Source organism: Priestia megaterium (assembly GCF_046599315.1).
GTDB lineage: Bacteria > Bacillota > Bacilli > Bacillales > Bacillaceae_H > Priestia > Priestia megaterium_F.
This window is the reverse complement of record NZ_JBKIKC010000001.1, coordinates 1,077,487-1,103,713: the sequence shown is the minus strand read 5'-3', so window position 1 is coordinate 1,103,713 and position 26,227 is coordinate 1,077,487. Positions and strand designations below refer to the sequence as shown.

Sequence of the window (26,227 nt, the reverse complement as noted above, 5' to 3'; positions counted from 1 at the left end):
CGTTTATAAGCGCTTCATATAAAATGGCTCATTGTATAAAAGATGAAAGTGGTTTGTTCCTGTTTTGAAATTAAGGGAGGCACTTATGGAAAAACAAATTTCAATCGCGATTGACGGTCCTGCAGCTGCTGGGAAAAGTACAGTGGCAAAGATTATAGCAGAAACCTTATCATATATTTATGTTGATACAGGAGCGATGTATCGTGCTCTAACGTATCAAGCGCAGAAAAAACAGGTAGATTTACAGAATGAAGAAGAGCTATTGCATTTGCTTAACGAAACAGTAATCGATTTAAAACCGTCTGATTCTGGACAGGTAGTAATCTTAAATGGACACAATGTTACAAGTGAAATTCGTTCCGCAGAAGTAACCAACTCTGTATCCATCGTGGCGAAACATCGTGCAGTTCGTGAAGAGATGGTAGCAAGACAGCAGGGGCTTGCTAAAGATGGAGGCGTGGTAATGGATGGACGTGATATCGGTACACACGTGCTTCCTCATGCAGAAGTCAAAATCTTTTTATTAGCATCTGTGGATGAAAGAGCACAAAGACGCCATGACGAAAACATCAAAAAAGGTTTTGAATCAAATTTAGAGCGTTTAAAAGAAGAAATTGCCCGCAGAGACAAGCTGGATTCTGAGCGCGAAGTAGCACCTCTTAAAAAAGCCCAAGATGCAATTGAAATCGATACAACTTCCTTATCGATTGAAGGAGTTGTAGAAAAAATACTTTCTATTACAAAAGAAAGGATTGGATAATTTTGAGCTTTTATACATTTGCACGTGCTATTGTAAAAGGTATTTTAACACCAGTTTATCGTTATGAAGTAATTGGTGCAGAAAATATCCCTTCAGAAGGCGGAGTTTTGCTTTGTTCTAATCATATTGACAATTTAGATCCGCCTACTGTAGGTGTGACATGTCCAAGGCCTATTTCGTTTATGGCAAAAGCAGAGTTGTTTAAAGCACCTTTTCTAAAGACGGTTCTGCCAAAGTTAGAAACATTCCCTGTTAAGCGAGGGATGGCAGATCGTGAAGCCTTGCGCCAAGGGTTAAAGATTTTAAAAGAAGGAAAAGTGCTTGGGTTATTTCCAGAAGGAACAAGAAGCAAAGATGGAAAATTAGGAAAAGGAATGGCTGGAGTAGGCTTTTTTGCTTTGCGTTCAAAAGCAGCTGTTGTGCCTTGTGCCGTCATTGGTCCATATAAGCGTTTCGCAAGGTTAAAAGTAGTGTACGGACTGCCAATTCAGATGGATGAGCTTCGCGAACGAAAGGCATCAGCCGATGAAGTAACCGAAGTTATTATGAAAAGCATTGGTGAATTAATTGAAAAATATCAATAGTTTGTAACCTTATGACTTGACAAAAGATTCTATTTATTAGAAGTTAGTAACAAAGAGAGTTTTTTCTATACAGAGCTATATACAATAATGATGAGCTAAAAGAGTGAAGAACTCTTGCGAGGGAATACATATTGTAGATGGATATTGGAGGAGGAAAAGACGATGACAGAAGATATGAATCAAGTAGAGGTAACGTCATTAGAAGTTGGAGAAACAGTAAAAGGTACTATTACAAAAGTAGAAGAAAAGCAAGTGTATGTAGATGTACCTAACAGCAAACTAGACGGTATTATTCCAATCAGTGAATTAGCGAGCTTACATATTGAAAAAGCAGGCGATGTAATCCAAGAAGGTGCCGAAGTTGAAGCAAAAGTAATTAAAGTGGAAGACGATTTGCTTGTGTTATCTAAACGCGCTGTAGATGCTGAAAAAGCATGGGACGGTTTAGAAGCAAAACTTTCTTCAGGTGAAGTGTTTGAAGCGGTAGTCAAGGAAATTGTTAAAGGCGGATTAGTGGTAGATATCGGTGTAAGAGGGTTCATTCCAGCTTCTCTTGTTGAAACTCATTTCGTTGATGATTTTGCAGAGTATCAAGATCAAACTCTTACAGTAAAAGTAGTGGAACTAGATAAAGAAAAAAATCGCGTAATCCTTTCGCACCGTGCAGTTGTAGAAGAAGAGCTTGTACAACAAAAAGAAAATGTTCTTGAGTCATTAAAAGAGGGTCAGGTTTTAGAAGGAACTGTTCAGCGCTTAACAGACTTTGGTGCGTTTGTAGATGTAGGCGGAGTAGATGGGTTAGTGCATATTTCTCAGCTTTCACATACGCGTGTAGAAAAACCTTCGGACGTAGTAGCTGAGGGAGATAATGTGAAAGTTAAAGTATTGTCTGTTGACAAATCAACGGGTCGTGTTTCATTATCTATTAAAGATACGTTAGAAGGTCCATGGTCCAACATTTCTACGAAGCTTCGCCAAGGTGATGTAGTAGAAGGAACTGTTAAAAGACTTGTATCTTTTGGAGCTTTTGTGGAAGTTCTGCCTGGAGTAGAAGGACTTGTACACATCTCTCAGATTTCACATAAGCATATCGGGACACCGCATGAAGTACTTTCTGAAGGCGAAAAAGTGACGGTAAAAGTACTTGATGTGAATGAACAGGAACGACGTATTTCGTTAAGCATCCGTGATCTTGAGGAAGAAGAACAAGAAGATTACGGGGACTATGAATTACAAGAAGAGTCAAAAGGTTTCCAATTAGGTGATATGATTGGAGATCAATTAAAAAAATTAAGATAAGTAATGGTGATGTTTCGTGAGCAGAGCAAAACGTAAAATTGATCACATTCATCATGCGATTCAAACGGGACAGCATCGGCTGCACGGGCTAGATGATATTCGCTTCGTTCATAATAGCTTACCAAATACAGGTGTGCGCGATGTTCATATTGATACAAAAATTGGCGAACTTTTGTTAAGTTCGCCAATTTTTATAAATGCTATGACTGGTGGAGGGGGACAAGAGACGGAACGGATTAACCGTTCGTTTGCCCAAATTGCTCATCATAGTCAATTAGCAATGGCCGTTGGGTCGCAGATGGCTGCGATTAAAGATAAAAGTGAAGAACAATCATACAGAGTAGTGCGTCAAGAAAACCCTAATGGAATTATTTTTGCCAATCTAGGCAGTGAAGCTACAGTTGAACAAGCTAAAAAAGCGGTTGATATGCTTGAAGCGAATGGACTTCAAATTCATTTAAATGTAATACAAGAGCTGGTCATGCCGGAGGGAGATCGTGATTTTACCAATGCATTACATCGTATTGAACGAATCGTGCGAGAGATAACCGTTCCAGTCATTGTCAAAGAAGTAGGTTTTGGGATGAGCGCTCAAGCAGTTCAACAACTTAAAGATGTTGGCGTTGAAATCGTTGATATTGGTGGGTATGGTGGTACTAATTTTTCGAAAATAGAAAATGAAAGACGAGCAAAACATTTTCATTTCTTTAATGATTGGGGAATTTCTACAGCAGCGTCTTTAGCAGAAGTATCTCAGCAGGTAGAAGGTGTGTCCATTATTGGTTCAGGAGGTATTCAAACCTCTATGGATATTGCTAAGTCTATTGCGTTAGGAGCTTCTGCCACAGGAATGGCAGGATATTTTTTATCTATTTTAATGAAGTCTGGTTTAGAAGCAGTTGTAGAAGAGATAACCGAGCTGCATGAGGAGTTAACGTTCATCATGGTTGCGTTAGGAGCAACTTCTATCGCCGAGCTTCAGCAAATGCCTCTGGTTATTACAGGCGATACTCTTAGCTGGTTGACTCAACGAAATGTATCTATAGAAATATTTAATAACAGATAATAAAAAAGCATGCAGTTGACTGCATGCTTTTTTATTTCTTTAGAGAGTTAATGATCGCGTTTTCATTTGAAAAACAAAAAATGATGTCAAAAGAAATGACAAAAAGCATGAAATCCCAAACGTTTGCCTTTTATAATAGGATAAATAAACGGAAAAATCAGAAGAAGAGGTGGCGTAATGAAAAAGGGACATCCTGTATTTACAATTTTTCTATTCTTTTTAGGCTGGGTTTTCATGTATGCAGATCGTAATATTTTATCTCCGGTTATGGGAGATATCGGTGCACAGTGGGACCTTAATAAAGCAGAACTCGGGTTAATGTCTACCGTATTTTTTGCAGCGTATGTCGCTATGCAGGTTCCAACAGGTTTTTTGGCCGACAGATTTGGCCGCGTTAAGATTTTAGTAGCTGGATATATCTTGTTTGGAGTTGCCACGTTCTTTACGGGACTTACGACTACTTTCGGTATGTTCTTACTCATGCGAGCGCTGACAGGCTTTGGGGAAGGAACGTATTATGGCTCCCAATACGGAATTTCTTCGAGCATCACGTCCCAACGGTACCGAGGTTTAGTGTCTGCGCTCATCAATAGTGGAATGGCTTTTGGTATATCACTTGGTTTTATCGGTTCTACATACATTACATATACGTTAGAAAAAGACTGGCAGTTTACTTTTTACTTATTTGCTGTTTCGACAGTAGTAATTGCCATTTTAATAGCTTTCTTTGTAAAAGATAAGCAGAGGGATCAAGGGGGAAATTCGGCAAATAAAGAAACAAAGCAATCGCTAAAAGTATTATTTACAAAAAATCACATTTTTGTATATGTTTTAATTTTTTGCTCTCTTTACGGATTTTTTGGCATGCTGACGTGGCTTCCTTACTATTTACAGCACTCGCGAGGATTAGAAGGATCGCAAACGGGAATTATAGCCTCTTTAGTACCTTGGGCGTCTATTCCAGGAGCAATATTCTTTGGTTATGTATCTGATCGAATTGCAAATAAAAAAGCATTGATTGTCAGTTTGTCAGTCGCGGGTGCTTTATGTCAATTTTTTATCCCTTATACAGAGAGTTATTCTTGGCTATTAATCGGCTTAATTGTTTACGGTCTGATAGGGAAATTAGCATTAGATCCTATTTTGATTTCGTATATGGCGGATATCACTCCGTCTTCTATGTATTCTAAAGTGTACGGTTTTTTCAACTTTAGCGGCATGCTGTCATCTATCTTTGCACCTTACATTACCGGCTATTTTGCAGATAAACTCGGAAGTATGGAATTCGGATTTTATCTGTCAGGAGCCCTATTATTAGTCGGAGGAGTTCTCTTTTTGTTTACAGGAAAGAAAGAGCGTTCTTATCCTGTTTCACATCCAGTTTTAAAATGAAAAATGCGCTGACTAAGTCAGCGCATTTTTTTATTTATGATCATTCAACTCGCGCGCTTCTTCAGGGCTTTGCAAACTAGTTGCTCCCGGATAATGAAGTCCTTGATCACGGTCAGATTCAACTCGTTTTGATTCCTTTAATTTTTTCTCTTGACGATCTTTTCCCATTCTCGATTCCCTCCTTTTTTCTGATAGGTTGTCCAAAATAATCGGTTCTATTCTAAAACTTCGATTAAGTTTTACAAAATTGACACATACTGATGACAGATAGGGGAGGTGCCATATTCAGTGGACGGAATTTTCTTTTATTGGTTTTCGTGGATGGGATGGGTTATCACAACATTTTTTATGCCCAAAACATCTAGGCGTTGGAAGATAACAGCCATTATATTAATCAGTGTACTCTTAAGCGGAATGGACATGCATATGACTCAGTTTTCGTGTAGCTACACAGCTTTGTTTCTAGTAGGAGTAGCGTGTGTTTATGCTTCAGGCTACAGTAGATTTCAGCAGTTATATTATGTTATTGTATGCGGCATTATAATAATTGCCTATGCTAGTTTTTGTTTACTTGAGCTCTATGATCCTGTATGGATTTTTATTGATCGTAAGTGGATTTTGACTGGACTTATCTTATATATTTGCTTTATGGTGATTAAAGATGCTGAAAAAAGATTCGCAGCGATTATTTTAGGTGTAGTTGGAGGAGATTTTTTATACGCAGTTGTCATTCGAAATATCGCATCTTATGAAGTAGGTTCTCTTCGTACACTCGATGTTTTAGCAACAGCAGTAGGAGCTATGTTTATTTGGGAGATGCTGGTTTATTTCTCTGCTTATTTAGATTTGTACGTGCTAAAGTCCCACAGGCAAAAGCAAAGTACTTACAAATAGAAGAAGAGATTTCGTAAAATTATATTGTTGTTACCGGTGATTTTTGATAAAATTATTTGATTGAAAGAGCAATGCTTATTCAGCGGATAGGCAGTTAATCAGCTCAGTGTAAGATAGGGCTGATAAAAAGCTTGCTTTATCGCTTATGATCGATTAGTAGAGGTCATGCCACGCTGCATGGCCTCGATTTTTGAAAAAGAATGATCTTATTTATTTGTACATGTAGATAGATACCTTTAGTCAATTAAAGACTGGTTGCCGATACATAAAAAAGATCAAGGAAAGGGAAGAATCGTATGCCAAAACCAATTATTGCGATTGTTGGTCGCCCCAACGTAGGAAAATCAACAATTTTCAACCGAATTGTAGGAGAACGAGTATCTATTGTAGAAGATATTCCGGGTGTAACTCGTGATCGTATCTATAGTTCAGGTGAGTGGCTGAATATGGACTTTAACATTATTGATACTGGTGGTATTGATATTGGAGATGAGCCATTTTTAGAACAGATTAGACAGCAGGCAGAAATTGCAATTGATGAAGCGGACGTAATCATTTTTCTAGTGAATGGACGCGATGGAATTACTGCAGCTGATGAAGAAGTGGCGAAAATTTTATACAAATCTAAAAAGCCCGTCGTCTTAGCCGTTAATAAAGTAGATAATCCCGAAATGAGAGAATTAATTTATGATTTCTACGCACTAGGATATGGAGAGCCGTTCCCGATCTCAGGAACGCATGGTTTAGGTTTAGGTGACTTGCTAGACGAGGCAGCTAAGCATTTTCCAAAAGAAAAAGACGAAGATTACGGAGAAGACGTGATTAAATTTTCATTAATTGGTCGTCCTAACGTAGGGAAATCTTCATTAGTTAACGCTCTTCTAGGTGAAGACCGTGTTATTGTCAGTGATCTTGCCGGTACGACACGCGATGCTATTGATACGAAATTTACAAAAGAAGATCAAGAATATGTTGTGATTGATACGGCTGGAATGAGAAAGCGTGGAAAAGTATACGAGAGTACTGAAAAATACAGTGTACTTCGGGCATTAAAGGCAATTGAACGCTCAGATGTTGTCTTAATTGTATTAAATGCTGAAGAGGGTATTATTGAACAGGATAAAAAAATTGCAGGCTATGCGCAAGAAGCTGGAAAAGCTGTTGTAATCGTTGTGAACAAATGGGATACAGTAGAAAAAGATGAAAAAACAATGAAGAAATTTGAAGAAAATATACGTGAGCATTTTCAGTTCTTAACTTACGCTCCAATTGTATTCCTTTCGGCTAAAACGAAAAAACGTACGCATACGCTATTGCCAATGATTGATCTTGCAAGCGAAAGCCATGCTGTCCGTGTAGAAACAAGCATCTTAAATGATGTGATTATGGATGCAGTAGCAATGAATCCTACGCCTACTCACAACGGCAACCGCTTAAAAATCTACTATACAACTCAAGTAGCAATTAAGCCGCCAACTTTTGTTGTGTTTGTAAATGACCCAGAGTTAATGCATTTTTCGTACCAACGTTTCTTAGAAAATAAGCTTCGTGAAGCTTTTGGATTTGAAGGAACTCCAATTAAAATTATTGCAAGACCAAGAAAATAACAGAGGATGTGATCGGCGTGGAAAGAATAGCTGTACTAGGAGCAGGGAGCTGGGGAACTGCATTAGCTTTCGTATTGGCGGAAAATGGACACGATGTTCGCATTTGGGGACATAGACAACAAGTCATTGATCAAATCAACGAGATGCATCAGAATGAAAAATATCTGCCTGGTGTAGAGCTTCCTCATCAGATTAAAGGTTTTACATCATTAGAAAAAGCGATAGAGGATATTGAAACTCTCATTTTAGCTGTTCCAACAAAAGCCATTCGGGAAGTGTTGCAGCAGCTAAAAGCCCTTACCGATGAACTGTTAACAATTGTTCACGTAAGTAAAGGAATTGAACCGGACTCTCTTTTGCGTATATCTCAAATGATTCAACAAGAAATTGAAACAAAAGACATTGTTGTCTTATCAGGTCCAAGTCATGCTGAAGAAGTAAGTAGAAGGCAGCCGACAACCGTGACGTCAGCTTCAACAAATATTCAAGCAGCAGAAAAAGTACAGGATTTATTTAATAATCAACAGTACTTCCGTGTATATACTAATCCTGATGTTATTGGTGTAGAAATTGGAGGAGCATTAAAAAATATTATTGCTCTTGCTGCTGGTATCACGGATGGACTTGGATATGGAGACAATGCGAAGGCGGCTCTTATGACTCGTGGCTTAGCTGAAATCGCTCGTTTAGGTACTGTGCTTGGCGCAAACCCTCTGACTTTCTCAGGTTTAACAGGCATTGGAGACTTGATTGTAACGTGCACAAGCGTTCATTCTCGAAATTGGCGCGCTGGTAATCTTCTTGGAAAAGGCAAAAATCTAGACGAAGTATTAGAAAATATGGGAATGGTTGTAGAAGGTGTGCGTACGACGAAAGCAGCTTACCAGCTATCTCAAAAATATGACGTAAAAATGCCGATTGCTGATGCTTTATACAATGTACTGTTTAATGATGTGAAGGCAAAAGATGCAGTAGACGCGCTTATGTCTCGTACTAAAACACATGAAATGGAAGATTTAGCGAATGTTTTAGGAGAAAAATTAAATTAAGTGCAAAGAAATATGAAAAAATAGGCAATCGGTGATACCCAAAACCATTTACTTGCATAAAATAACATGTAAATAAAGATGAGTAGAACTGTTTGTATGGGAATATTTAGTTGTAGTCGAAGCGAAGAGCCCCCTTCGCTTCGATTTTTTTATGTGAAAAAGCAGGAATTTATCAATTTAATAGGAAAGTAATTACTATAGAACATGAACCGATGGAAGATAAATAAATAGTAAATTTAGAAAGTTCTATCAATATTTGTCTTAACTATAGGTCCCTATGGTATAATAACGGTGAAAAAAGGAGTGGATGCAATTTGTCACCAGGTTTGTTAAAAATGTGGATTTCATTAGGCTCCATTGTATTTATGTTTATTTCGGTATTTTCTATTTACTTTAGTCGTTATAAAATCACGAACCGCGTTGGTAAAGTTGTACTCGCTTTCATTGCCTATTCACTTATGATTGTAGCAGGTCTTATTATGGTAATTGTTGTGTTCAGCGGTCCGACAGATGCTTAATGTACATATGGTAGGGTGAGATAATAAATGAAAAAATTCATGCTGACGTCTATTGTTGGGGTAACTATTTTTATATTATCCGGTTGCTTGTACCCGGCGGAAAGAATGTCTCAAAATCAAGTTCCTTATAAAGACCAAGTTGCCTCCGTGCAAACGGCGGTTGATCAATTTAAACAAGAAAGCGGAGGATTATTGCCGATAAAAACGAAAGATATGGACACGCCTATTTATCAAAAATATCCCATTGATTTTACGAAAATTGTCCCGAGGTATATGCAAGACGCACCCGGAAATTCGTATGAAAGCGGAGGAGTGTTTGCGTACGTGCTTGTGGATGCAGAAACAAAGCCTACAGTTAAATTATTAGACTTGCGGATGGCTGATACGATTCAAGATGTTAATGTACATTTGAATATATACCGTCAAAATCATAAAGGTTACGTGCCGTTTAAAGATGTTATCGCTCCCGGCGTATTCTCTATTAATTATAAAAAACTGAATATGAAAGAACCCCCTGTAGTTACTAGTCCTTATACAGGGAATAGTCTTTCTTTAATTGTTAATGGACAAGGAGAGGTATTTGTGGATTATCGTCCTGATTTGTATGATGCCATTCAAAAGCATAAAAGCTCCTACAAGCCGGGTGAAGATATACGACAGCTTCTTGTGAAAAACAGTGATTTTGTACCAGCTTACTCTCTGCCTTATACGGTTAACGATAAGAATGAACCAATATTTTTAAAAAAATAAGTCATGAACCCCTTCTCCTTGAATAATATTCAGAGAGAAGGGGTTTTCTCTTTCTTGTACACCAATAATGATAATCAGAATGACTAAGTCAGCATGTGCATGAAAAAAATCATAAATTTTTCTATCAAAAGTCATATTTTAATAGGACAACGTCATAACTATATAGTGTCCTAATTTACTCTCGCAATGGATGTCATATTCCATGAACTCATAGATCGGAGGGGATCTTTTGGAAAAGGTGGATGTATTTAAAGATATCGCTGAACGTACAGGAGGCGATATATATTTAGGTGTGGTGGGAGCAGTTCGAACAGGGAAATCTACATTTATTAAAAAATTTATGGAGCTGGTGGTCCTGCCTCACATCGAGAACGAGGCAGAAAGAGCTCGCACACAAGATGAGCTACCACAAAGTGCAGCTGGAAAAACGATTATGACAACTGAGCCGAAATTCGTCCCGAATCAAGCAGTTAATGTTTTGGTAGATGAGGGGCTAGAAGTTAACATACGGTTAGTAGATTGTGTAGGATATACGGTGCCAGGAGCCAAAGGATACGAAGATGAAAACGGACCTCGAATGATCAATACACCTTGGTATGAGGAACCAATTCCATTTCACGAAGCAGCTGAAATTGGAACGAGAAAGGTAATTCAAGAGCACTCAACGATTGGTGTCGTCATTACAACAGATGGCTCAATTGGAGATATACCTCGTCAAGATTACGTGGAAGCAGAAGAGCGCGTCATTAATGAGCTAAAAGAAGTAGGCAAACCATTTATCATGGTTATTAATACCGTACAGCCATATCATCCTGATACAGAAAAGCTTCGTGCAAAGCTTAATGAAAAATACGATATTCCAGTATTAGCCATGAGTGTGGAAAGCATGCGCGATACTGATGTGATGAACGTATTAAGAGAAGCACTATATGAGTTCCCTGTATTAGAAGTCAATGTTAATCTACCAAGCTGGGTAATGGTTTTAAAAGATAAACATTGGCTGCGTGAAAGCTATCAAGAAGCCGTTAAAGAAACGGTAAAAGATATTAAGAGGCTGAGAGACGTTGAACGGGTAGTAGAGCAATTTAGCCAATTTGAGTTTATCGATCAGGCTCGGTTAGCCGGAATTGAGATGGGGCAGGGAATTGCTGAAATTGACTTATACGCTCCAGATGACTTATATGATCAGATTTTGAAAGAAATTGTGGGAGTGGAAATTCGCGGAAGAGATCATTTGCTGCAGTTAATGCAAGACTTTGTGCATGCAAAAACCGAATATGACCAGGTCTCTGATGCACTTCGTATGGTTAAACAAACGGGTTACGGTGTAGCTGCACCGTCGCTTTCAGATATGAGCCTTGATGAACCTGAGATTATTCGCCAAGGATCGCGCTTTGGAGTTCGTTTAAAAGCAGTGGCACCTTCTATTCACATGATTAAAGTAGATGTAGAATCAGAATTTGCGCCGATTATCGGGACAGAGAAGCAAAGCGAAGAATTAGTTCGTTATTTGATGCAAGACTTTGAAGATGATCCGCTTTCGATTTGGAATTCAGATATATTTGGCCGCTCTCTAAGCTCAATTGTAAGAGAAGGGATCCAAGGAAAGCTGTCACTGATGCCTGAAAATGCACGATATAAGTTAAAAGAAACGCTTGAACGCATTATCAACGAAGGATCTGGAGGTTTAATCGCGATTATTTTATAAAAATATAACGTTAGGCTCCTCATAAAGGAGTCTTTTCTTTTTGGATAGATCATACAAAACTTTACATATATTGTGATAAAACGCATGGTTATCCCATTCCTGCGTTATTTTCTGCTTGCTATGACCTGTTCAATATGTTAATCTTTTAACAGAAATCGATCGATCATACTGTTTTCACTACATATACACGGCAGATGAATGAAAAACATTGAATTATTTAGTTCAATCGTTTATGATTAGGCTTGTCGATACATAGGCTATGTATAATATCCATTTGTTTTGTTAAAGAATGAGATATAACGAATTACTAGATTCCTTTTCTAACAGGGTTTTTAGTTATTATATGATCCGATTTTTGGGAGGAGGTGAATGGCATGAACAAGACAGAATTAATTAATGCTGTTGCAGAAGCAAGTGAGCTTTCAAAAAAGGATGCTACAAAAGCAGTTGATGCTGTTTTCGATACAATTTTAGAAGCTTTAAAAGCTGAGGACAAAGTTCAACTTATCGGTTTTGGTAACTTCGAAGTACGTGAACGTGCTGCCCGTAAAGGACGCAACCCACAAACTGGCGAAGAAATCGAAATTCCTGCGAGCAAAGTTCCTGCATTCAAACCAGGTAAAGCTCTTAAAGATGCTGTAAAATAATATCTACATAAAATGGCTTTATTCATAGCCGTTGATGAAGAGCTTTGAAAGGTCGCACATTTGCGACCTTTCTTTTTTGCCTTTGGTATATACATATGCTAGAATTTTTTTCATAAAGTCGTAATGCAACGAATTGGAGGGCAACACCATGTCATCTGTAAATAAACCACAGATCGAACAAGCTGTGAGACTAATTTTAGAAGCGATTGGCGAAGATCCAAACCGAGAAGGATTATTAGATACACCAAAGCGAGTAGCTAAAATGTATGAAGAAGTCTTTTCAGGATTGAATGAAGATCCAAAAGAGCATTTTAAAACAGTTTTTGGAGAAGATCATGAAGAGCTCGTGCTTGTGAAAGATATTCCTTTTTACTCTATGTGTGAACACCATTTAGTGCCTTTTTACGGAAAAGCTCATGTTGCGTATATTCCGAAAGGCGGACGAGTAACTGGTTTAAGTAAGTTGGCAAGAGCGGTAGAAGCTGTTGCGAAGCGTCCTCAGCTGCAAGAGAGAATTACATCTACAGTGGCAGATTCTATTGTAGAAACATTAGAGCCGCACGGGGTAATGGTAGTAGTGGAAGCAGAGCACATGTGTATGACTATGCGAGGCGTTAAAAAGCCTGGTGCTATGACAATCACTTCTGCTGTGCGTGGAGTGTTAGAACACGATGCAAGTGCTAGAGCTGAAGTTTTATCGTTGATTAAATCATAATGTGGATGATGAAGGAGAAGAGAATATGACACAAAAAGGAACGCCAGAGTATATTGTCATTAAAGCGATCGAAGATGGAGTTAACGTAATTGGCTTAACGCGAGGAGCAGATACGCGATTTCATCATTCAGAAAAACTAGATAAAGGCGAAGTAATGATTGCGCAGTTTACTGAGCATACATCTGCAATTAAAATTCGTGGCAAAGCCGTCGTTCAGACTGTTCACGGAGAAATTGAATCCGATACGAAAAAATAAGCAGGGATTTTCCTGCTTTTATTTATATTTAAAATAAATGAATAAGAACAGGAAAAACATGGTGAAACTAAAAGCAATATCTTAAATTACTGTCTAAGAAATGAAGATGGTATGTAGATGAACGGTGTTCAAGCGGATGAGCTGCTAAAGGATTTAAACTATTAAAAAGCTTCAAAAGAATTTAAAGGATATTTTATAATGTAATTATGTTATAATTGACACTATCGATTTGGAGTTAAAAGAACTTTAAACAAATAGTGATGGAAAGGGAGACAAGGATGATGAGCGTAAAAACCATCTATGATATTGTGGCCAACATGAAAGAACAGCTTCATGTTGAATTAAGTCATCCATATGTAAAAAAATTCATTCATCATCCGCGTATTGATGAAAATAGATTACTGTACATGTGTTCGTTCTTAGACACTCTTTCAATGGAAGAAGAAAAAAAGAACAGCTCTGTGCTATCTGTGATGCTCGTTCAAACCGCACTTGATACCCACGATCTAGTCTCCACTCAAAATGTTAGCGGAAATGAAGGGAAGCTGCATGAGCGTCAGCTAGTAGTTTTGGCCGGAGATTATTACAGCGGCCTGTACTATTACTATTTAGCTCAAAGTAGCCAGCTGAATTTAATGAAAGTTATAGCATCTGCTATTAAAGAAATTAATATCGCTAAGATACACATTTATAACAATCGCTCTACTAATCCACACGACGTTATGAATAGTTTTTTAGCAGCAGAATCATCGTTTGTAAGATGCTTATGTGACTATTTTGAACGTGAAGAGTGGAAAGAACTTTTAAAACATGCAGCGTATTTGAACGGGATATTAAAGCAATTAAAGTCATTACAGCATAAAGAACCTACTCTCTTGCTAAACTATTGCAAACAAATTGGTATGAATCAAGAACAAATAAAAGAATACCTTTATTCGTATACTCAACAGTCTGTAGATATTGTTAGAGGATACTTACGAAGTGAATTTGCGATGAATGAGTTTTTAAGAGAGCACTTAGATGAACTTACATCTAGCTTAGAAGTGCTGAAAAATGTCGTAGGAGAAGGATAGAGATATGCAGCAATCAAAAGAACAGCGTGTCCATGGCGTATTTGAAAAAATATACAAAAATTATGATCAGATGAATTCTGTTATTAGTTTTCAGCGCCATAAGGCATGGCGCAAAGATACGATGAAGCGAATGAATGTTCAAAAGGGAACAAAAGCTTTAGATGTTTGTTGCGGAACTGCAGATTGGACGCTAGCCATGGCTGAAGCAGTTGGAGAAACAGGAAAAGCTGTTGGTCTGGATTTTAGTCAAAATATGCTAAAGATTGGTGAAGAGAAAGTAAAAAGCTCACCTTTTTCAAATATTACCTTATTGCACGGCAATGCAATGGAGCTTCCTTTTGAAGATAATTCATTTGACTATGTAACGATTGGATTCGGCCTGCGCAACGTGCCCGATTACCTTCAGGTGTTAAAGGAAATGCAGCGCGTCGTAAAGCCTGGCGGAAAAGTGGTTTGCCTTGAAACGTCTCAGCCCACGATGATTGGTTACCGACAAATGTATTTGCTTTATTTTAAATATATTATGCCCGCGCTTGGAAAGATGGTTGCTAAAAGCTATGAAGAATATTCATGGCTTCAAGAGTCGGCTAGAGACTTTCCAGGTCAAAAGCAGTTAGCAGATATGTTTCGTGAAGCCGGTTTGACAGATGTTGAAGTGAAATCTTACACAGGTGGAGTAGCAGCGATGCATCTAGGGTACAAAAGATAAAAGAGAAAAAGCTTGTCCTACAGTTGCAACAGCCTGTAGGATAAGGAGTAAAGAATGAATATATAATGCAAGGTGAGTCCAATGAAACTAAAAATGATGTACGCTTTTTTGAATACGGATATTACCCTTATTGAGAAAGAACTTGAACAAACTGTTCATACCGATGAACCACTTATTACAGATGCTTCTCTTCACCTTTTACAAGCAGGGGGGAAACGAATTCGCCCTGTATTTGTTTTGTTGGCAGCTAAATTTGGGCACTACAACATTGACCAAATCAAACATGTTGCAGTAGCGCTTGAGCTGATTCATATGGCGTCTCTTGTTCATGATGATGTTATTGATGATGCTGATAAGCGACGCGGAAAACCAACAATTAAGGCAAAATGGGACAATCGTATTGCTATGTATACAGGGGATTACATCTTTGCTCGTGCACTTGAAGTTATGAGTGAGGTTAAAGATGTAGAAGCACATAAAATTTTATCTAATACGATGGTGGAATTAACGCTCGGTGAAATTGAACAGATTAAGGACAAATACAACTTAAACCAGAACTTACGCGTGTATCTGCGTAGAATTAAACGTAAAACGGCACTGCTAATTGCTGCAAGCTGTCAGTTAGGTGCAATTGCAGCGGGAGCTCCTGAAGATATACATAAACGTTTATTTTGGTTTGGATATTACGTAGGAATGTCATTTCAAATTACCGATGACATTTTAGATTTTATCTCATCAGAAGAACAGCTTGGTAAACCAGTTGGCAGCGACTTACTACAAGGAAATATTACGCTGCCAGTTTTGTATGCCATTGAAAATGCGGAGTTTCGAGATAAAGTGGAACAGCTTTTCGAGAGGGAATATGAGCAAGAGCTGATCAATGAAATTATTTCTGATATTAAATCTTCTAACGCCATTGAACGTTCATTTGAGATGAGCGATCGTTATCTGCAAAAAGCGATGAGTATTTTAGAAGAACTGCCGCCAAACAAGGCGAAAAAAACGCTGCATCAAATTGCGAAGTACATTGGAAAACGGAAATTTTGATTTATTTACTTTCATAAGTTGTAAACTGCTCGAAACAGTGTTAATATTTTCATGAGGTGTGATTGCGCTTTCAAAACTTGTTTACATATCATGAACTTCAGGGGTGGAGAGTAAAATGATACAAAAAACGTTTTTAATGGTCAAACCAGATGGGGTACAAAGAAGCATTATTGGTGAGGTTATTTCTCGCTTTGAGAAAAAAGGTTTTCAATTAGTTGGAGCTAAGCTTATGCATATTTCGCAGGAATTAGCTGAAACACACTACGGTGAACATAAAGAGAAACCTTTCTTTGGTGAGTTAGTGAAATTTATCACATCAGGTCCGGTTTTTGCTATGGTATGGGAAGGTGAAAACGTGATTTCAGTATCACGTCAAATGATGGGGAAAACTAATCCTCAAGAAGCGCTTCCTGGAACTATCCGAGGTGATTATGGACTGATTGTCGATAAGAATGTTATTCACGGTTCAGATTCACCAGAGAGTGCGGAGCGTGAAATCAGCTTATTCTTTGAAAGTGAAGAGCTGACTTTCTATAAAAAAGATGCAGACGCTTGGATTTACTAATTTAGATAGCGCAAGGAGACGAATGAATTTTCATTCGTCTTTTTTATTGTGTTTATAAATAGGTTTCTAGGTTATTGATTTAGGATACCTCCCTGTATAAACATTTTCACAATGTATTCCGATATATTAATAAGAAGATAAGCGTATATAAAGATTTTATTTCTTTATACGTCTAACATAAACGTATAGGAATGAGAAAGGAGAGTCAAAAATGATAGATGAATACGATGCGTTTGTAGAGAAAATAAAAATAAAAACAGGCATTGATTTATCGCTATATAAGCAGTCTCAAATGCAACGCCGCCTCACCTCTCTGTATGAAAAAAAGGGCTTTTCTAGTTTTTTTGAATATTATCGAGCCATGAATAGTAACAACGAATTACTCGAGGAGTTTTTAGATCGGATGACAATTAACGTGTCAGAGTTTTATCGAAACTATCAGCGGTGGGGTATATTGGAGCAAAATATCTTACCGACTCTTGTAAAAGGAAAAACAGAGCTGAAAGTGTGGAGTGCTGCCTGTTCAACAGGGGAAGAGCCTTATACGCTAGCAATGGTTTTATCAACATTTTTTCCGCTTTCGCGTATTTCTATATTTGCGACCGATTTAGATGAAAAAGTGATAGAAAAAGCAAAAATAGGCTTTTATGATGAACGTTCACTTCAGGAAGTGCCTGTTTCAATGAAAAATAAGCACTTTCAACAAAGAGGAACCGGGTACTTATTAGATGAAAAAATTAAAAAAACCGTTACCTTTCAAAAGCACAACTTGCTGTCAGACTTGTTTCCGAAAAACGTTGACTTGATTGTTTGTCGAAATGTGCTTATTTATTTTACAGATGAAGCAAAGCATGCTTTATACGAAAAATTTAGCAGAGCTTTGTCACCTGGAGGCATTTTATTTGTAGGAAGCACAGAACAAGTTTTCACCCCGCAAAAGTATGGATTTGAAACGGCTGATACGTTCTTTTATAGAAAAGTCAAGGCCATTTAATCGAAATAAACTGAAGCGATTTCTTAAAAGCTGAGGCAAAACTTTTTGTACATTCTTATGTTATAGTATGGTATAGTCATATTTAAAAATGGAAAAATTCAGAGAAATAATACATATTAAACGGAGGTACAATTATGCGATATTTAACAGCAGGGGAATCACATGGTCCACAGTTGACTACTATTTTAGAGGGTATTCCGGCAGGACTTCCTTTAACAGCCGAAGATATTAATACAGATTTAGCCCGAAGACAAAAAGGGCATGGCCGCGGACGACGTATGCAAATTGAAAAAGATCAAGCGGAAATTTTAAGCGGTGTTCGTCACGGCTATACGCTTGGCTCTCCTATTACGTTAGCGGTGGAGAATAACGACTGGAAACACTGGACAAAAATTATGGGAATTGAGCCAATTTCTGAAGAAGAATCAGAAGAAGTAAAGCGTAAAATTTCGAGACCAAGACCAGGTCATGCTGATTTGAACGGTGCTATTAAGTATGGTCATCGCGATATGAGAAATGTATTAGAACGTTCTTCAGCTCGTGAAACAACCGTAAGGGTAGCGGCAGGTGCTGTAGCTCGTCAAATCCTCGCTCAGTTTGGGATTTCTGTAGCTGGACATGTATTAGAAATTGGAGGCGTACAGGCAAATCCGCCTCAATACAAAAACTTAGAGGAACTTCAAGAAACGACTGAAGCTTCTCCAGTAAGATGCTTTGACTCAGCTGTTGAGAAAGACATGATGCAAGCAATCGATGATGCTAAGAAAAATGGCGATTCTATCGGAGGCGTAGTAGAAGTTATTATTGAAGGCGTGCCAGCAGGCGTAGGCAGCTATGTTCATTACGATCGTAAATTAGATGCGAAGATTGCTGCAGCTGTTATGAGCATTAATGCATTTAAAGGTGTTGAGTTTGGAATTGGATTTGAAGCGGCTCGCAGACCAGGAAGCGAAGTTCATGACGAAATTCTATGGGATGAAGAGAATGGATATACCCGCAAAACAAATAACTTAGGCGGCTTTGAAGGCGGTATGACAACAGGTATGCCAATTATAGTACGCGGTGTAATGAAACCTATTCCAACCCTTTACAAGCCGTTAAAAAGTGTTGATATTGAAACAAAGGAAGCCTTTGAGGCAAGCATCGAACGTTCAGATAGCTGCGCTGTACCGGCAGCAAGCGTCGTAGCAGAAGCTGTTGTAGCCTGGGAATTGGCTGCTGCGCTAGTCGAACAGTTTGGACAAGACCGAATTGATTTAATTGCTGAAAATATTGAGAAAATGCGTGCACATGCGAGGGAGTTTTAATGTTGCAAATTGATATTCAAACTTTATCTAAAACATATCCTCTTTATTTAGGAAATGGATTAATTGAAAAGCTGCCTGCCATTATTGAGAGTGTAAAACCTAATCTGTCGTCCGTGTTAATAATCACTGATTCAGCTGTAGATTCATATTATGGAGAAGCGGTTGTAAAAGCGATTGAGACGAAGTTTAAAGTGGCTAAATATGTAGTGCCAAGCGGTGAACATGCAAAGTCATTTCAACATTACTACGATTGTCAGACATTTGCACTCCAACAGCAGCTCGATCGCAATGCGCTAGTCATTGCTTTTGGGGGTGGGGTAGTTGGTGATTTAGCTGGGTTTGTAGCAGCTACATACATGAGAGGCGTTTCTTTTATTCAAGTGCCAACGACGCTTCTTGCTCACGATAGTGCTGTAGGCGGTAAAGTAGCCATTAATCATGAGCTTGGAAAAAATATGATTGGCGCTTTTTATCAGCCTGAAGCGGTTGTTTATGACATTGATCTTCTTAAAACGCTTCCCAAAAGAGAGTGGCGTTCTGGTTTTGCAGAAGTGATTAAACACGCTTTTATTCATGATGAAGCATTTTATGAATGGCTTCAGCAAAATATACAGTCGTTGACTGATTTACAGGATGAAAAATTAATTTATGCTATTCAAAGCGGTATTTTAGTCAAAGCATCTATTGTGAAAGAAGATGAGACAGAAGCTGGCGTTCGTGCTCATCTGAACTTTGGACATACGCTAGGTCATGCAATCGAAGCAGAGTGCGGCTATGGACAAATCAGTCACGGAGAAGGCGTAGCGATCGGTATGCTGTTTGCCATGAAAGTTAGCAATATACTTGGGAAAAGCCAGTTCCCAGTGGGGGACATTGCGAAATGGTTTAAAAAATTTGGCTACGAGACGTCTGTTCCAAACCATCTTTCAGCTGAAAAGCTGCTCGTGAGAATGAAAGCAGACAAGAAGTCTAAATCAAGCAATGTTCATATGGTACTGCTTGAAAGCATAGGCAAACCTTTTGTTCAACAAGTAGAAGATGAAGTGATTCTTAAGCTGCTGAATGAAGAGCTTAAAGCTTAGTTTAGGCTAAACCCAAGTAGATAGTAGTTGACAAATGAATTTGAAACGTACTACAATTGGTAACAAGTTAGTTTAGAAATTTTAGTTATGAGAAATCATTAGACAGTTTAGTTGAGATTAGGGTAGACGAGAATGAGACAGTTGAGCAGAGTTTAGTTGAGTGAATTTTACCATTCGTATACCCAAAGGCCCATTTTTGATGTGTCTTTGGGTTTGTTTATTATATCCTCTTTTATATAACCTCATCTATTCTCATTCTCCATGAAATGGAGGATTGAAAGATATGACGAACACGTATACTTCTTTTTTAGAAGACTCTACAAAGTATTTAACCATTCCAATTATAAAAAAAATATTTATCGATAGCATGACACCTGTTGATCTTTTTCAACAAGTAAAAGATGAAGCGGTATATTTGCTTGAAAGTAATGATGAATCATCACCATGGTCCAATTATTCTTTTGTTGGCTTGAATCCATTTTTGTATGTAGAAGAAGAGAACGGAACGTATTTAGCAAAAAACAAGCAGCTTCTACCTGCGCTGCAAGGAGACAGCTTTAAAGAGGTATTTCGTAAAATTCAGCAAGAGCTGAAAGTGAAAGTACCGGATCTTGCACTTCCTTTTAAAGGAGGGGCAGTAGGATTTATCAGCTACGATGCAGTCTCGCAAATTGAAAAAGTAAACGTACATGCCAGAAACGATTTGAACATGCCTACTTTTCACTTTATCTATTGTCAAACAATGCTTGCTTATAATCACCAAACAAAAGAGCTTATGGTGATTCACTACATTCAGCTTAAGGAACAAGATAAAGAGCAGCAGAAAAAAGAAAAATATGAAGAGGCTCTAGCAGAGATCAATCGATATGTTGAAAGAATAGCGCAGACTGTGAAAGAAAAGCCAATGATGTTTGAAAGTGAACAGCGCGAAGTTAGCTTTGAAGGCGTTACATCGTCATACCAAAAAGATAAATTTGTGCAAGATGTTGAAAAAATTAAGGAATACATTAAAAGCGGAGATGTTTTTCAAGCCGTATTGTCGCAGAGATTTCAAATTGATACAACAGTAGCTGGATTTGATATTTACAGAGTATTGCGATTAGTTAATCCATCTCCTTATTTATTTTACGTGAAATTAAAAGGAGTGGAATTAATCGGAAGTTCTCCTGAACGGTTGATTCAAATTGAAAACGGCCATTTAGAGATTCACCCAATTGCAGGAACAAGAAGACGGGGCAGGGATGCAGAAGAAGATGCTCGCTTATATGAAGACTTAATTAATGATGAGAAAGAGCGGGCAGAACATTATATGCTCGTAGACTTAGCAAGAAATGACATCGGTCGAGTTGCACAGTATGGAACGGTTCAAACACCGGTATTGATGCAGCAGGTTAACTTTTCGCACGTCATGCACTTGATTTCTAAGGTGACAGGACGCCTTGACGAAAAAGTACATCCCATTGATGCGCTGCTATCTGCATTTCCAGCGGGTACCGTCTCTGGTGCTCCAAAAGTACGGGCGATGCAAATCTTAAATGAAATTGAACCAGTTGCGCGAAATGTATATGCAGGAACCGTAGCATATCTCGGATTTGATGGAAACATTGATTCATGCATTGCAATTCGTACCATTCTTTTGAAGGAGCAAACCGCTTATATCCAGGCTGGAGCAGGTGTGGTTGCTGACTCAAAACCAGAGCTTGAGTGGAAAGAAACTCGCAATAAAGCTAGCGCTTTAATCAAAACAATTCAATTAGCTCAAGACATCTACGATAAAAAGGAGGATGTATATGTTTAAAGAATTGTTAAAAAAGTGTTTGCGCGGTGAGTCACTTTCAGCGGAAGAAGCAGAAAAAATTATGAATGATATTATGAACGGTAAAGTCCCGGCAGCTCAAATTGCTAGCGTACTAACCATCTTAACGTACCGAGGAGAAACAGTAGATGAAATTGTTGGTTTTGTCCGAGGTATGAAAAACAATATGAATGCTATTTCTCTAGAAGAATTAAACGTAGTAGACACATGCGGTACGGGAGGAGACGGGGCCTCTACTTTTAATATCTCGACGGCTAGTGCGATTGTGGCATCTGCTGCTGGAGTAAAGGTTGCGAAACACGGAAATCGTGCCGTGTCCTCTAAAAGCGGGAGTGCAGATGTGTTAGAACATCTGGATATATGGATTCAAGGAAATGAAAAAGAAGTAAAAAATGCGGTTGCTGACCTTAACATGTCGTTTTTATTTGCACCGCTTTATCATCCGGCTATGAAGCACGTTGCTTCTACTCGAAAGGAATTAGGGTTTAGAACCGTTTTTAATGCATTAGGTCCGTTAGCAAACCCTACTAACTGCACAAAGCAAGTAATTGGCGTATATTCCATTGAGCTTGCCCGGAAATTAGCAGAAGCGCTCGTTGTACTGGGTGCTAACCACGTTCTTCTTGTTGCTGGCAGAGATGGTTTGGATGAAATTAGCGCTACAGATGTAACGGATATTGTAGAAGTACGAGGCAGTATCATTACAGAATACACGCTTGCGCCAGAGGATATGAACTTACAAAGAGGGAAACTTGAGGATTTAGTGGTAGAAGATGCGAAATCAAGTGCAGAGCTTATTGAATCCCTATTTCTAAATAAAAGTAATGTAACTGCTAAAAATGCAGTTGTGTTGAACTCTGCTGCAGCTATTTACGTTAGCGGAAACGTCTCTACTTTTGAAGAAGGAGTAGCTGTAGCTTTAAAAACAATTGAATCAGGTGCCGCGTATACACAGTTACAGCGATTAAAATCGAAAAAGGTGGTTGAACATGCTCAATAAAATTATTGAAACAAAAAAAGAAGAGATTCAAAACTTACAGTTACCCGAACAGCAAAATGTTACAAAAAGATCATTTTTAGATGCTTTATCAAACCCGAATCGAGAGCTGGCTCTTATTGCAGAAGTAAAAAAAGCCTCGCCTTCTAAAGGATTAATAAAAGAGAATTTTCAGCCCGTGGAAATTGCTAAAGCCTACGAAGAAGGAAAAGCAGATGCTTTGTCTGTGTTAACGGATCAGCATTATTTTCAAGGACATCGAACGTTTTTAAGCGATATTAAACAGCATGTTTCTATCCCTGTGCTTCGCAAGGATTTTATCATTGATTCCATTCAAGTGGAGGAAAGTGCACGAATCGGTGCCGATGCTATTTTACTCATTGGAGAAGCACTTGAACCATTAAAATTGCAAGAGCTTTATCTTCAAGCTGCTGAAAAAGAGTTAGATTGTTTAGTAGAAGTGCATTCTTTAGAAACGCTCGAACAGCTGTTAGCTGTATTTACGCCGAAGATTATTGGGATTAATAACCGAAACCTTCATACGTTTGAAACCAGCGTGCAGCAGACAAAAGAAATCGCCAAGCACGTTTCGAAGGATCAGCTGTTAGTAAGTGAAAGCGGCATTTACTTATACGATGATGTTTCCTTCGTAAAAGAAGCGGGTGCAAAAGCTATTTTAGTAGGAGAATCGCTTATGAGACAGGATAATCAAACCAAAGCGATTAAACAGCTGTTTGGAGAAAGTGAATATGCTTATTAAGTACTGCGGCATTCGATCAAAACAAGATATAGCTTTAATCGGAAAGTCGGCTGCTACTCACATTGGCTTTATTTTTTATCCTAAAAGTAAACGATATGTACAGCCTGAACGAGTAAATGAATTGGTAACGGATGAAATTAAAAAACAAGTCTCGCTGGTAGGGGTATTTGTGAACACACCTGTAAATCAAATACTTGAAATTGCCTCTGTGACAAATTTGGATGTTATTCAGTGCCACGGGCAAGAAACGGCTGAGGAAGTACGTCGGTTAAAGCAGCATGGATACGAAGTGTGGAAAGCACTTCCGCACAATAAAGAGACGCTGCAGCAAATGTATGTATATGAAGATACTGACGGCTATGTAATTGATAGTAAGGTTAAAGAACAATTTGGAGGAACGGGAGTCGCTTTTGATTGGAGCTTTGTTCCTCAGTATGAATCAGCCGCACAAAATTTAGGTAAAAAATGCTTTATTGCTGGAGGAATCAATGCTCTTAACATTGAGCACTTATTACCCTACAAGCCTGGGGCGATTGATATTTCTGGCGGTATTGAAACAAATGGAACGAAGGACTATATGAAAATTATAGAAATTGAAAGGAAGATCATATTATGACATACAATCATCCTGATGAATTTGGCCGCTTTGGTGAATTTGGCGGAAAATACGTACCTGAAACATTAATGAAACCACTTGAAGAAGTAGAAGCAGCTTTGGATGAAGCAATGAAAGATCCGGCATTTAAAGATGAGTATCTGTCTTTACTTGTAAACTATTCAGGTCGACCAACGGCTTTAACATATGCTAATAATATTACAGACACGCTCGGCGGGGCAAAAATTTATTTAAAACGTGAAGACTTAAACCATACAGGTGCTCACAAAATCAATAATGCCATTGGACAGATTTTACTTGCTAAACGTATGGGTAAAACAAAAATTATTGCTGAAACAGGAGCGGGTCAGCACGGGGTAGCCACAGCTACAGTAGCCGCAAAGTTTGGAATGGAATGTAAAGTATTCATGGGAGAAGAAGATATTGAACGTCAGGCTTTAAACGTTTTTCGCATGAAGCTTCTAGGAGCAGAAGTCATTCCTGCAACTTCTGGAACAAAAACGCTAAAAGATGCAACAAATGAAGCAATTCGCTACTGGGTTCAACATTGTGAAGATCATTTTTACTTAATTGGTTCGGCAATTGGGCCGCACCCTTATCCTAAAATGGTTCGGGATTTCCAAAAAATTATTGGAGAAGAAGCAAAAGAACAATTTATGGCGGTAGAAGGTAAGCTTCCGAATGCTGTCGTGGCATGCGTCGGAGGCGGCAGCAATGCAATCGGCATGTTTTACGATTTTATTAAAGAAGAAAATGTACGCTTGATCGGCGTAGAAGCGGGAGGAAAAGGACTAAATACCGCCCTTCATGCTGCTAAAATGGCTAAAGGCACAAAAGGTGTGATTCACGGAACGCTCACATATTTACTTCAAGATGAAAATGGCCAAATTACAGAGCCTTATTCTATTTCAGCCGGTTTGGATTATCCGGGTATTGGTCCGGAGCATTCGCATCTCTCATCTATTGGACGAGTAGAATATGAAAGTGTAACGGATGATGAGTCAATCGAAGCCCTTCAGCTGCTGGCGAAAACAGAGGGCATCATCCCGGCTATTGAATCCGCCCATGCGTTGGCAAAAGCATTTGAACTGGCTAAAAGCATGACGAAAGAAGAAACGATTTTAATTTGCTTGTCCGGTCGAGGAGATAAGGACGTTCATACATTAGTAAACTTGCTAGAAGGGAAGGAAGAAGAACATGAATACGTTTGAAGCGAGACTACCTAAACATGAAACATTATTTATTCCGTTTATTACGGCAGGAGATCCTCATGAGGATGCAACGGTGGATATTGCGCTGTCTTTGCAAAAGCAAGGCGCTTCTATTTTAGAATTGGGCGTACCATATTCTGATCCTTTAGCAGATGGTCCGATTATTCAAGAAGCGTCTAAAAGAGCTTTGTCTGGCGGTATGTCTATTTCAAAAGCAATTAAGCTTGTATCTGTGATGAGAAAAAAAGGTGTGAAAATACCGGTAATTCTCTTTACCTATTTTAATCCTGTGTTACAATTAGGTTTAGAATCCTTTTTCGCGTTAATGCGAGAAAATGAAATAGATGGAGTGCTAATTCCGGATTTACCGTACGAAGAAAGTGGCCGTATCCGGGAGCTTGCCGCTGAAAATGAAGTTGCGTACATTTCAATGGTTGCTCCTACATCTAAAGAGCGTATTCAAAAAATCGCTGCAGATGCAACAGGCTTTTTATACTGCGTGTCGTCTTTAGGCGTTACAGGGGTTCGTTCTACGTTGCCAGCTGATATCGGCACCTTTTTAGAAGATGTGAAAGTAGTAGCTTCTATACCGGTTGCCGTCGGCTTTGGGATTTCAACAAGCGAACAAGTAGAGGTGTTAAAAGAACATAGCGACGGCATTGTAATTGGAAGTGCAATTGTTAATAAAATTGGCCAGCTTGAAAAAGTTCTTTTAAATAAGGATACACGCCAAGACGGATTAAATCAAATTGAGGAGTATGTTGCATCCATCGTTTCGCCTATACAAAAATGCGAGGTGTAACAC

At 38.5% G+C, this 26,227-nt stretch carries 28 protein-coding genes; 27 read left to right on the top strand and 1 reads right to left on the bottom strand.

Annotated elements, in window-relative coordinates; translation table 11 throughout:
* The first annotated feature begins 85 nt into the window (after positions 1-85).
* The 5 genes from cmk to ACLHDF_RS06000 all read left to right on the top strand — a co-directional run bounded on the left by cmk (position 86) and on the right by ACLHDF_RS06000 (position 5,101).
* Entirely contained in the window at positions 86-760 is a 675-nt protein-coding gene (gene cmk, locus ACLHDF_RS06020; protein ID WP_413918033.1) for a (d)CMP kinase, read from the top strand.
* A complete protein-coding gene (locus ACLHDF_RS06015) occupies positions 757-1,344 on the top strand; it encodes a lysophospholipid acyltransferase family protein (RefSeq protein ID WP_413918271.1) in 588 nt (195 codons plus the stop codon). The genes cmk and ACLHDF_RS06015 overlap by 4 nt, the downstream gene beginning before the upstream one ends.
* A 162-nt stretch (positions 1,345-1,506) precedes the next feature.
* A complete protein-coding gene (gene rpsA, locus ACLHDF_RS06010) occupies positions 1,507-2,643 on the top strand; it encodes a 30S ribosomal protein S1 (protein WP_413918032.1) in 1,137 nt (378 codons plus the stop codon).
* A 16-nt stretch (positions 2,644-2,659) separates the two neighbouring features.
* Positions 2,660-3,709, top strand: coding sequence for a type 2 isopentenyl-diphosphate Delta-isomerase (fni, locus tag ACLHDF_RS06005; RefSeq protein ID WP_413918031.1), 1,050 nt, complete (start codon positions 2,660-2,662; stop codon positions 3,707-3,709).
* Between the two features lie 177 nt (positions 3,710-3,886).
* On the top strand, positions 3,887-5,101 hold the full coding sequence (locus ACLHDF_RS06000) for an MFS transporter (RefSeq protein WP_413918030.1): 1,215 nt from the start codon (positions 3,887-3,889) through the stop codon (positions 5,099-5,101).
* 30 nt (positions 5,102-5,131) lie between these two features.
* On the opposite strand, the gene ACLHDF_RS05995 is transcribed toward ACLHDF_RS06000, so the two are convergent.
* Complete coding sequence (locus ACLHDF_RS05995) at positions 5,132-5,269, bottom strand: YpzI family protein (protein ID WP_016765475.1); 138 nt, start codon at positions 5,267-5,269, stop codon at positions 5,132-5,134.
* 120 nt (positions 5,270-5,389) lie between these two features.
* Between ACLHDF_RS05995 and ACLHDF_RS05990 the strand changes: the two genes are divergently transcribed.
* From ACLHDF_RS05990 to trpA, 22 genes are all read left to right on the top strand, one after another.
* A complete protein-coding gene (locus ACLHDF_RS05990) occupies positions 5,390-5,995 on the top strand; it encodes a hypothetical protein (RefSeq protein WP_413918029.1) in 606 nt (201 codons plus the stop codon).
* Positions 5,996-6,291: 296 nt separating this feature from the next.
* Positions 6,292-7,602: a ribosome biogenesis GTPase Der gene (gene der, locus ACLHDF_RS05985; protein WP_413918028.1), complete on the top strand. Its 1,311-nt coding sequence runs from the start codon at positions 6,292-6,294 to the stop codon at positions 7,600-7,602.
* A gap of 17 nt (positions 7,603-7,619) precedes the next feature.
* Positions 7,620-8,651, top strand: a complete 1,032-nt coding sequence (locus ACLHDF_RS05980; RefSeq protein WP_413918027.1) for an NAD(P)H-dependent glycerol-3-phosphate dehydrogenase — start codon at positions 7,620-7,622, stop codon at positions 8,649-8,651.
* A 314-nt stretch (positions 8,652-8,965) separates the two neighbouring features.
* Positions 8,966-9,169, top strand: coding sequence for a DUF2768 domain-containing protein (locus ACLHDF_RS05975; RefSeq protein ID WP_413918026.1), 204 nt, complete (start codon positions 8,966-8,968; stop codon positions 9,167-9,169).
* Between the two features lie 27 nt (positions 9,170-9,196).
* Positions 9,197-9,919: a hypothetical protein gene (locus ACLHDF_RS05970; protein ID WP_413918025.1), complete on the top strand. Its 723-nt coding sequence runs from the start codon at positions 9,197-9,199 to the stop codon at positions 9,917-9,919.
* Between the two features lie 229 nt (positions 9,920-10,148).
* The gene (gene spoIVA, locus ACLHDF_RS05965; RefSeq protein ID WP_258303876.1) at positions 10,149-11,627 is read left to right on the top strand and encodes a stage IV sporulation protein A; all 1,479 of its coding nucleotides are present in this window, start codon (positions 10,149-10,151) and stop codon (positions 11,625-11,627) included.
* A gap of 374 nt (positions 11,628-12,001) precedes the next feature.
* On the top strand, positions 12,002-12,274 hold the full coding sequence (locus ACLHDF_RS05960) for an HU family DNA-binding protein (protein WP_013059016.1): 273 nt from the start codon (positions 12,002-12,004) through the stop codon (positions 12,272-12,274).
* A 148-nt stretch (positions 12,275-12,422) separates the two neighbouring features.
* Entirely contained in the window at positions 12,423-12,989 is a 567-nt protein-coding gene (gene folE, locus ACLHDF_RS05955) for a GTP cyclohydrolase I FolE (RefSeq protein WP_413918024.1), read from the top strand.
* A 25-nt stretch (positions 12,990-13,014) separates the two neighbouring features.
* Complete coding sequence (gene mtrB / locus ACLHDF_RS05950) at positions 13,015-13,245, top strand: trp RNA-binding attenuation protein MtrB (protein ID WP_413918023.1); 231 nt, start codon at positions 13,015-13,017, stop codon at positions 13,243-13,245.
* Positions 13,246-13,526: 281 nt separating this feature from the next.
* Positions 13,527-14,318, top strand: a complete 792-nt coding sequence (locus tag ACLHDF_RS05945) for a heptaprenyl diphosphate synthase component 1 (RefSeq protein WP_413918022.1) — start codon at positions 13,527-13,529, stop codon at positions 14,316-14,318.
* A 4-nt stretch (positions 14,319-14,322) separates the two neighbouring features.
* Complete coding sequence (locus tag ACLHDF_RS05940) at positions 14,323-15,027, top strand: demethylmenaquinone methyltransferase (RefSeq protein ID WP_413918021.1); 705 nt, start codon at positions 14,323-14,325, stop codon at positions 15,025-15,027.
* 81 nt (positions 15,028-15,108) lie between these two features.
* Positions 15,109-16,074, top strand: a complete 966-nt coding sequence (hepT, locus tag ACLHDF_RS05935) for a heptaprenyl diphosphate synthase component II (RefSeq protein WP_413918020.1) — start codon at positions 15,109-15,111, stop codon at positions 16,072-16,074.
* Positions 16,075-16,189: 115 nt separating this feature from the next.
* Positions 16,190-16,639: a nucleoside-diphosphate kinase gene (ndk, locus tag ACLHDF_RS05930; protein ID WP_413918019.1), complete on the top strand. Its 450-nt coding sequence runs from the start codon at positions 16,190-16,192 to the stop codon at positions 16,637-16,639.
* Between the two features lie 211 nt (positions 16,640-16,850).
* Positions 16,851-17,633, top strand: coding sequence for a CheR family methyltransferase (locus ACLHDF_RS05925; protein ID WP_413918018.1), 783 nt, complete (start codon positions 16,851-16,853; stop codon positions 17,631-17,633).
* 134 nt (positions 17,634-17,767) lie between these two features.
* Positions 17,768-18,940, top strand: coding sequence for a chorismate synthase (gene aroC, locus ACLHDF_RS05920; RefSeq protein WP_413918017.1), 1,173 nt, complete (start codon positions 17,768-17,770; stop codon positions 18,938-18,940).
* Positions 18,940-20,022, top strand: a complete 1,083-nt coding sequence (aroB, locus tag ACLHDF_RS05915; RefSeq protein ID WP_413918016.1) for a 3-dehydroquinate synthase — start codon at positions 18,940-18,942, stop codon at positions 20,020-20,022. The genes aroC and aroB overlap by 1 nt, the downstream gene beginning before the upstream one ends.
* Before the next feature lie 283 nt (positions 20,023-20,305).
* Positions 20,306-21,820: an anthranilate synthase component I gene (trpE, locus tag ACLHDF_RS05910; protein WP_413918015.1), complete on the top strand. Its 1,515-nt coding sequence runs from the start codon at positions 20,306-20,308 to the stop codon at positions 21,818-21,820.
* Positions 21,813-22,838, top strand: coding sequence for an anthranilate phosphoribosyltransferase (gene trpD / locus ACLHDF_RS05905; protein ID WP_413918014.1), 1,026 nt, complete (start codon positions 21,813-21,815; stop codon positions 22,836-22,838). Before trpE ends, trpD begins: the two co-directional genes overlap by 8 nt.
* Positions 22,828-23,595, top strand: a complete 768-nt coding sequence (trpC, locus tag ACLHDF_RS05900) for an indole-3-glycerol phosphate synthase TrpC (RefSeq protein ID WP_413918013.1) — start codon at positions 22,828-22,830, stop codon at positions 23,593-23,595. Before trpD ends, trpC begins: the two co-directional genes overlap by 11 nt.
* Positions 23,585-24,211 (top strand): phosphoribosylanthranilate isomerase, encoded by a 627-nt coding sequence (locus tag ACLHDF_RS05895; RefSeq protein WP_413918012.1) that lies wholly within the window; start codon positions 23,585-23,587, stop codon positions 24,209-24,211. Before trpC ends, ACLHDF_RS05895 begins: the two co-directional genes overlap by 11 nt.
* Positions 24,208-25,422 (top strand): tryptophan synthase subunit beta, encoded by a 1,215-nt coding sequence (gene trpB / locus ACLHDF_RS05890; protein ID WP_413918011.1) that lies wholly within the window; start codon positions 24,208-24,210, stop codon positions 25,420-25,422. The genes ACLHDF_RS05895 and trpB overlap by 4 nt, the downstream gene beginning before the upstream one ends.
* The gene (trpA, locus tag ACLHDF_RS05885) at positions 25,409-26,224 is read left to right on the top strand and encodes a tryptophan synthase subunit alpha (RefSeq protein ID WP_413918010.1); all 816 of its coding nucleotides are present in this window, start codon (positions 25,409-25,411) and stop codon (positions 26,222-26,224) included. Before trpB ends, trpA begins: the two co-directional genes overlap by 14 nt.
* The last annotated feature ends 3 nt before the right edge of the window (positions 26,225-26,227 follow it).

Excerpts from the sequence above, each read along its gene's own strand:
- cmk (WP_413918033.1), top strand. The coding sequence starts at position 86 with ATGGAAAAACAAATTTCAATCGCGATTGACGGTCCTGCAGCTGCTGGG.
- rpsA (WP_413918032.1), top strand. The coding sequence starts at position 1,507 with ATGACAGAAGATATGAATCAAGTAGAGGTAACGTCATTAGAAGTTGGA.
- ACLHDF_RS06000 (WP_413918030.1), top strand. The coding sequence starts at position 3,887 with ATGAAAAAGGGACATCCTGTATTTACAATTTTTCTATTCTTTTTAGGC.
- ACLHDF_RS05995 (WP_016765475.1), bottom strand. The coding sequence starts at position 5,269 with ATGGGAAAAGATCGTCAAGAGAAAAAATTAAAGGAATCAAAACGAGTT.
- der (WP_413918028.1), top strand. The coding sequence starts at position 6,292 with ATGCCAAAACCAATTATTGCGATTGTTGGTCGCCCCAACGTAGGAAAA.
- ACLHDF_RS05970 (WP_413918025.1), top strand. The coding sequence starts at position 9,197 with ATGAAAAAATTCATGCTGACGTCTATTGTTGGGGTAACTATTTTTATA.
- ACLHDF_RS05960 (WP_013059016.1), top strand. The coding sequence starts at position 12,002 with ATGAACAAGACAGAATTAATTAATGCTGTTGCAGAAGCAAGTGAGCTT.
- folE (WP_413918024.1), top strand. The coding sequence starts at position 12,423 with ATGTCATCTGTAAATAAACCACAGATCGAACAAGCTGTGAGACTAATT.
- mtrB (WP_413918023.1), top strand. The coding sequence starts at position 13,015 with ATGACACAAAAAGGAACGCCAGAGTATATTGTCATTAAAGCGATCGAA.
- ACLHDF_RS05945 (WP_413918022.1), top strand. The coding sequence starts at position 13,527 with ATGAGCGTAAAAACCATCTATGATATTGTGGCCAACATGAAAGAACAG.
- ACLHDF_RS05940 (WP_413918021.1), top strand. The coding sequence starts at position 14,323 with ATGCAGCAATCAAAAGAACAGCGTGTCCATGGCGTATTTGAAAAAATA.
- hepT (WP_413918020.1), top strand. The coding sequence starts at position 15,109 with ATGAAACTAAAAATGATGTACGCTTTTTTGAATACGGATATTACCCTT.
- ndk (WP_413918019.1), top strand. The coding sequence starts at position 16,190 with ATGATACAAAAAACGTTTTTAATGGTCAAACCAGATGGGGTACAAAGA.
- ACLHDF_RS05925 (WP_413918018.1), top strand. The coding sequence starts at position 16,851 with ATGATAGATGAATACGATGCGTTTGTAGAGAAAATAAAAATAAAAACA.
- aroC (WP_413918017.1), top strand. The coding sequence starts at position 17,768 with ATGCGATATTTAACAGCAGGGGAATCACATGGTCCACAGTTGACTACT.
- aroB (WP_413918016.1), top strand. The coding sequence starts at position 18,940 with ATGTTGCAAATTGATATTCAAACTTTATCTAAAACATATCCTCTTTAT.
- trpE (WP_413918015.1), top strand. The coding sequence starts at position 20,306 with ATGACGAACACGTATACTTCTTTTTTAGAAGACTCTACAAAGTATTTA.
- trpD (WP_413918014.1), top strand. The coding sequence starts at position 21,813 with ATGTTTAAAGAATTGTTAAAAAAGTGTTTGCGCGGTGAGTCACTTTCA.
- trpC (WP_413918013.1), top strand. The coding sequence starts at position 22,828 with ATGCTCAATAAAATTATTGAAACAAAAAAAGAAGAGATTCAAAACTTA.
- ACLHDF_RS05895 (WP_413918012.1), top strand. The coding sequence starts at position 23,585 with ATGCTTATTAAGTACTGCGGCATTCGATCAAAACAAGATATAGCTTTA.
- trpB (WP_413918011.1), top strand. The coding sequence starts at position 24,208 with ATGACATACAATCATCCTGATGAATTTGGCCGCTTTGGTGAATTTGGC.
- trpA (WP_413918010.1), top strand. The coding sequence starts at position 25,409 with ATGAATACGTTTGAAGCGAGACTACCTAAACATGAAACATTATTTATT.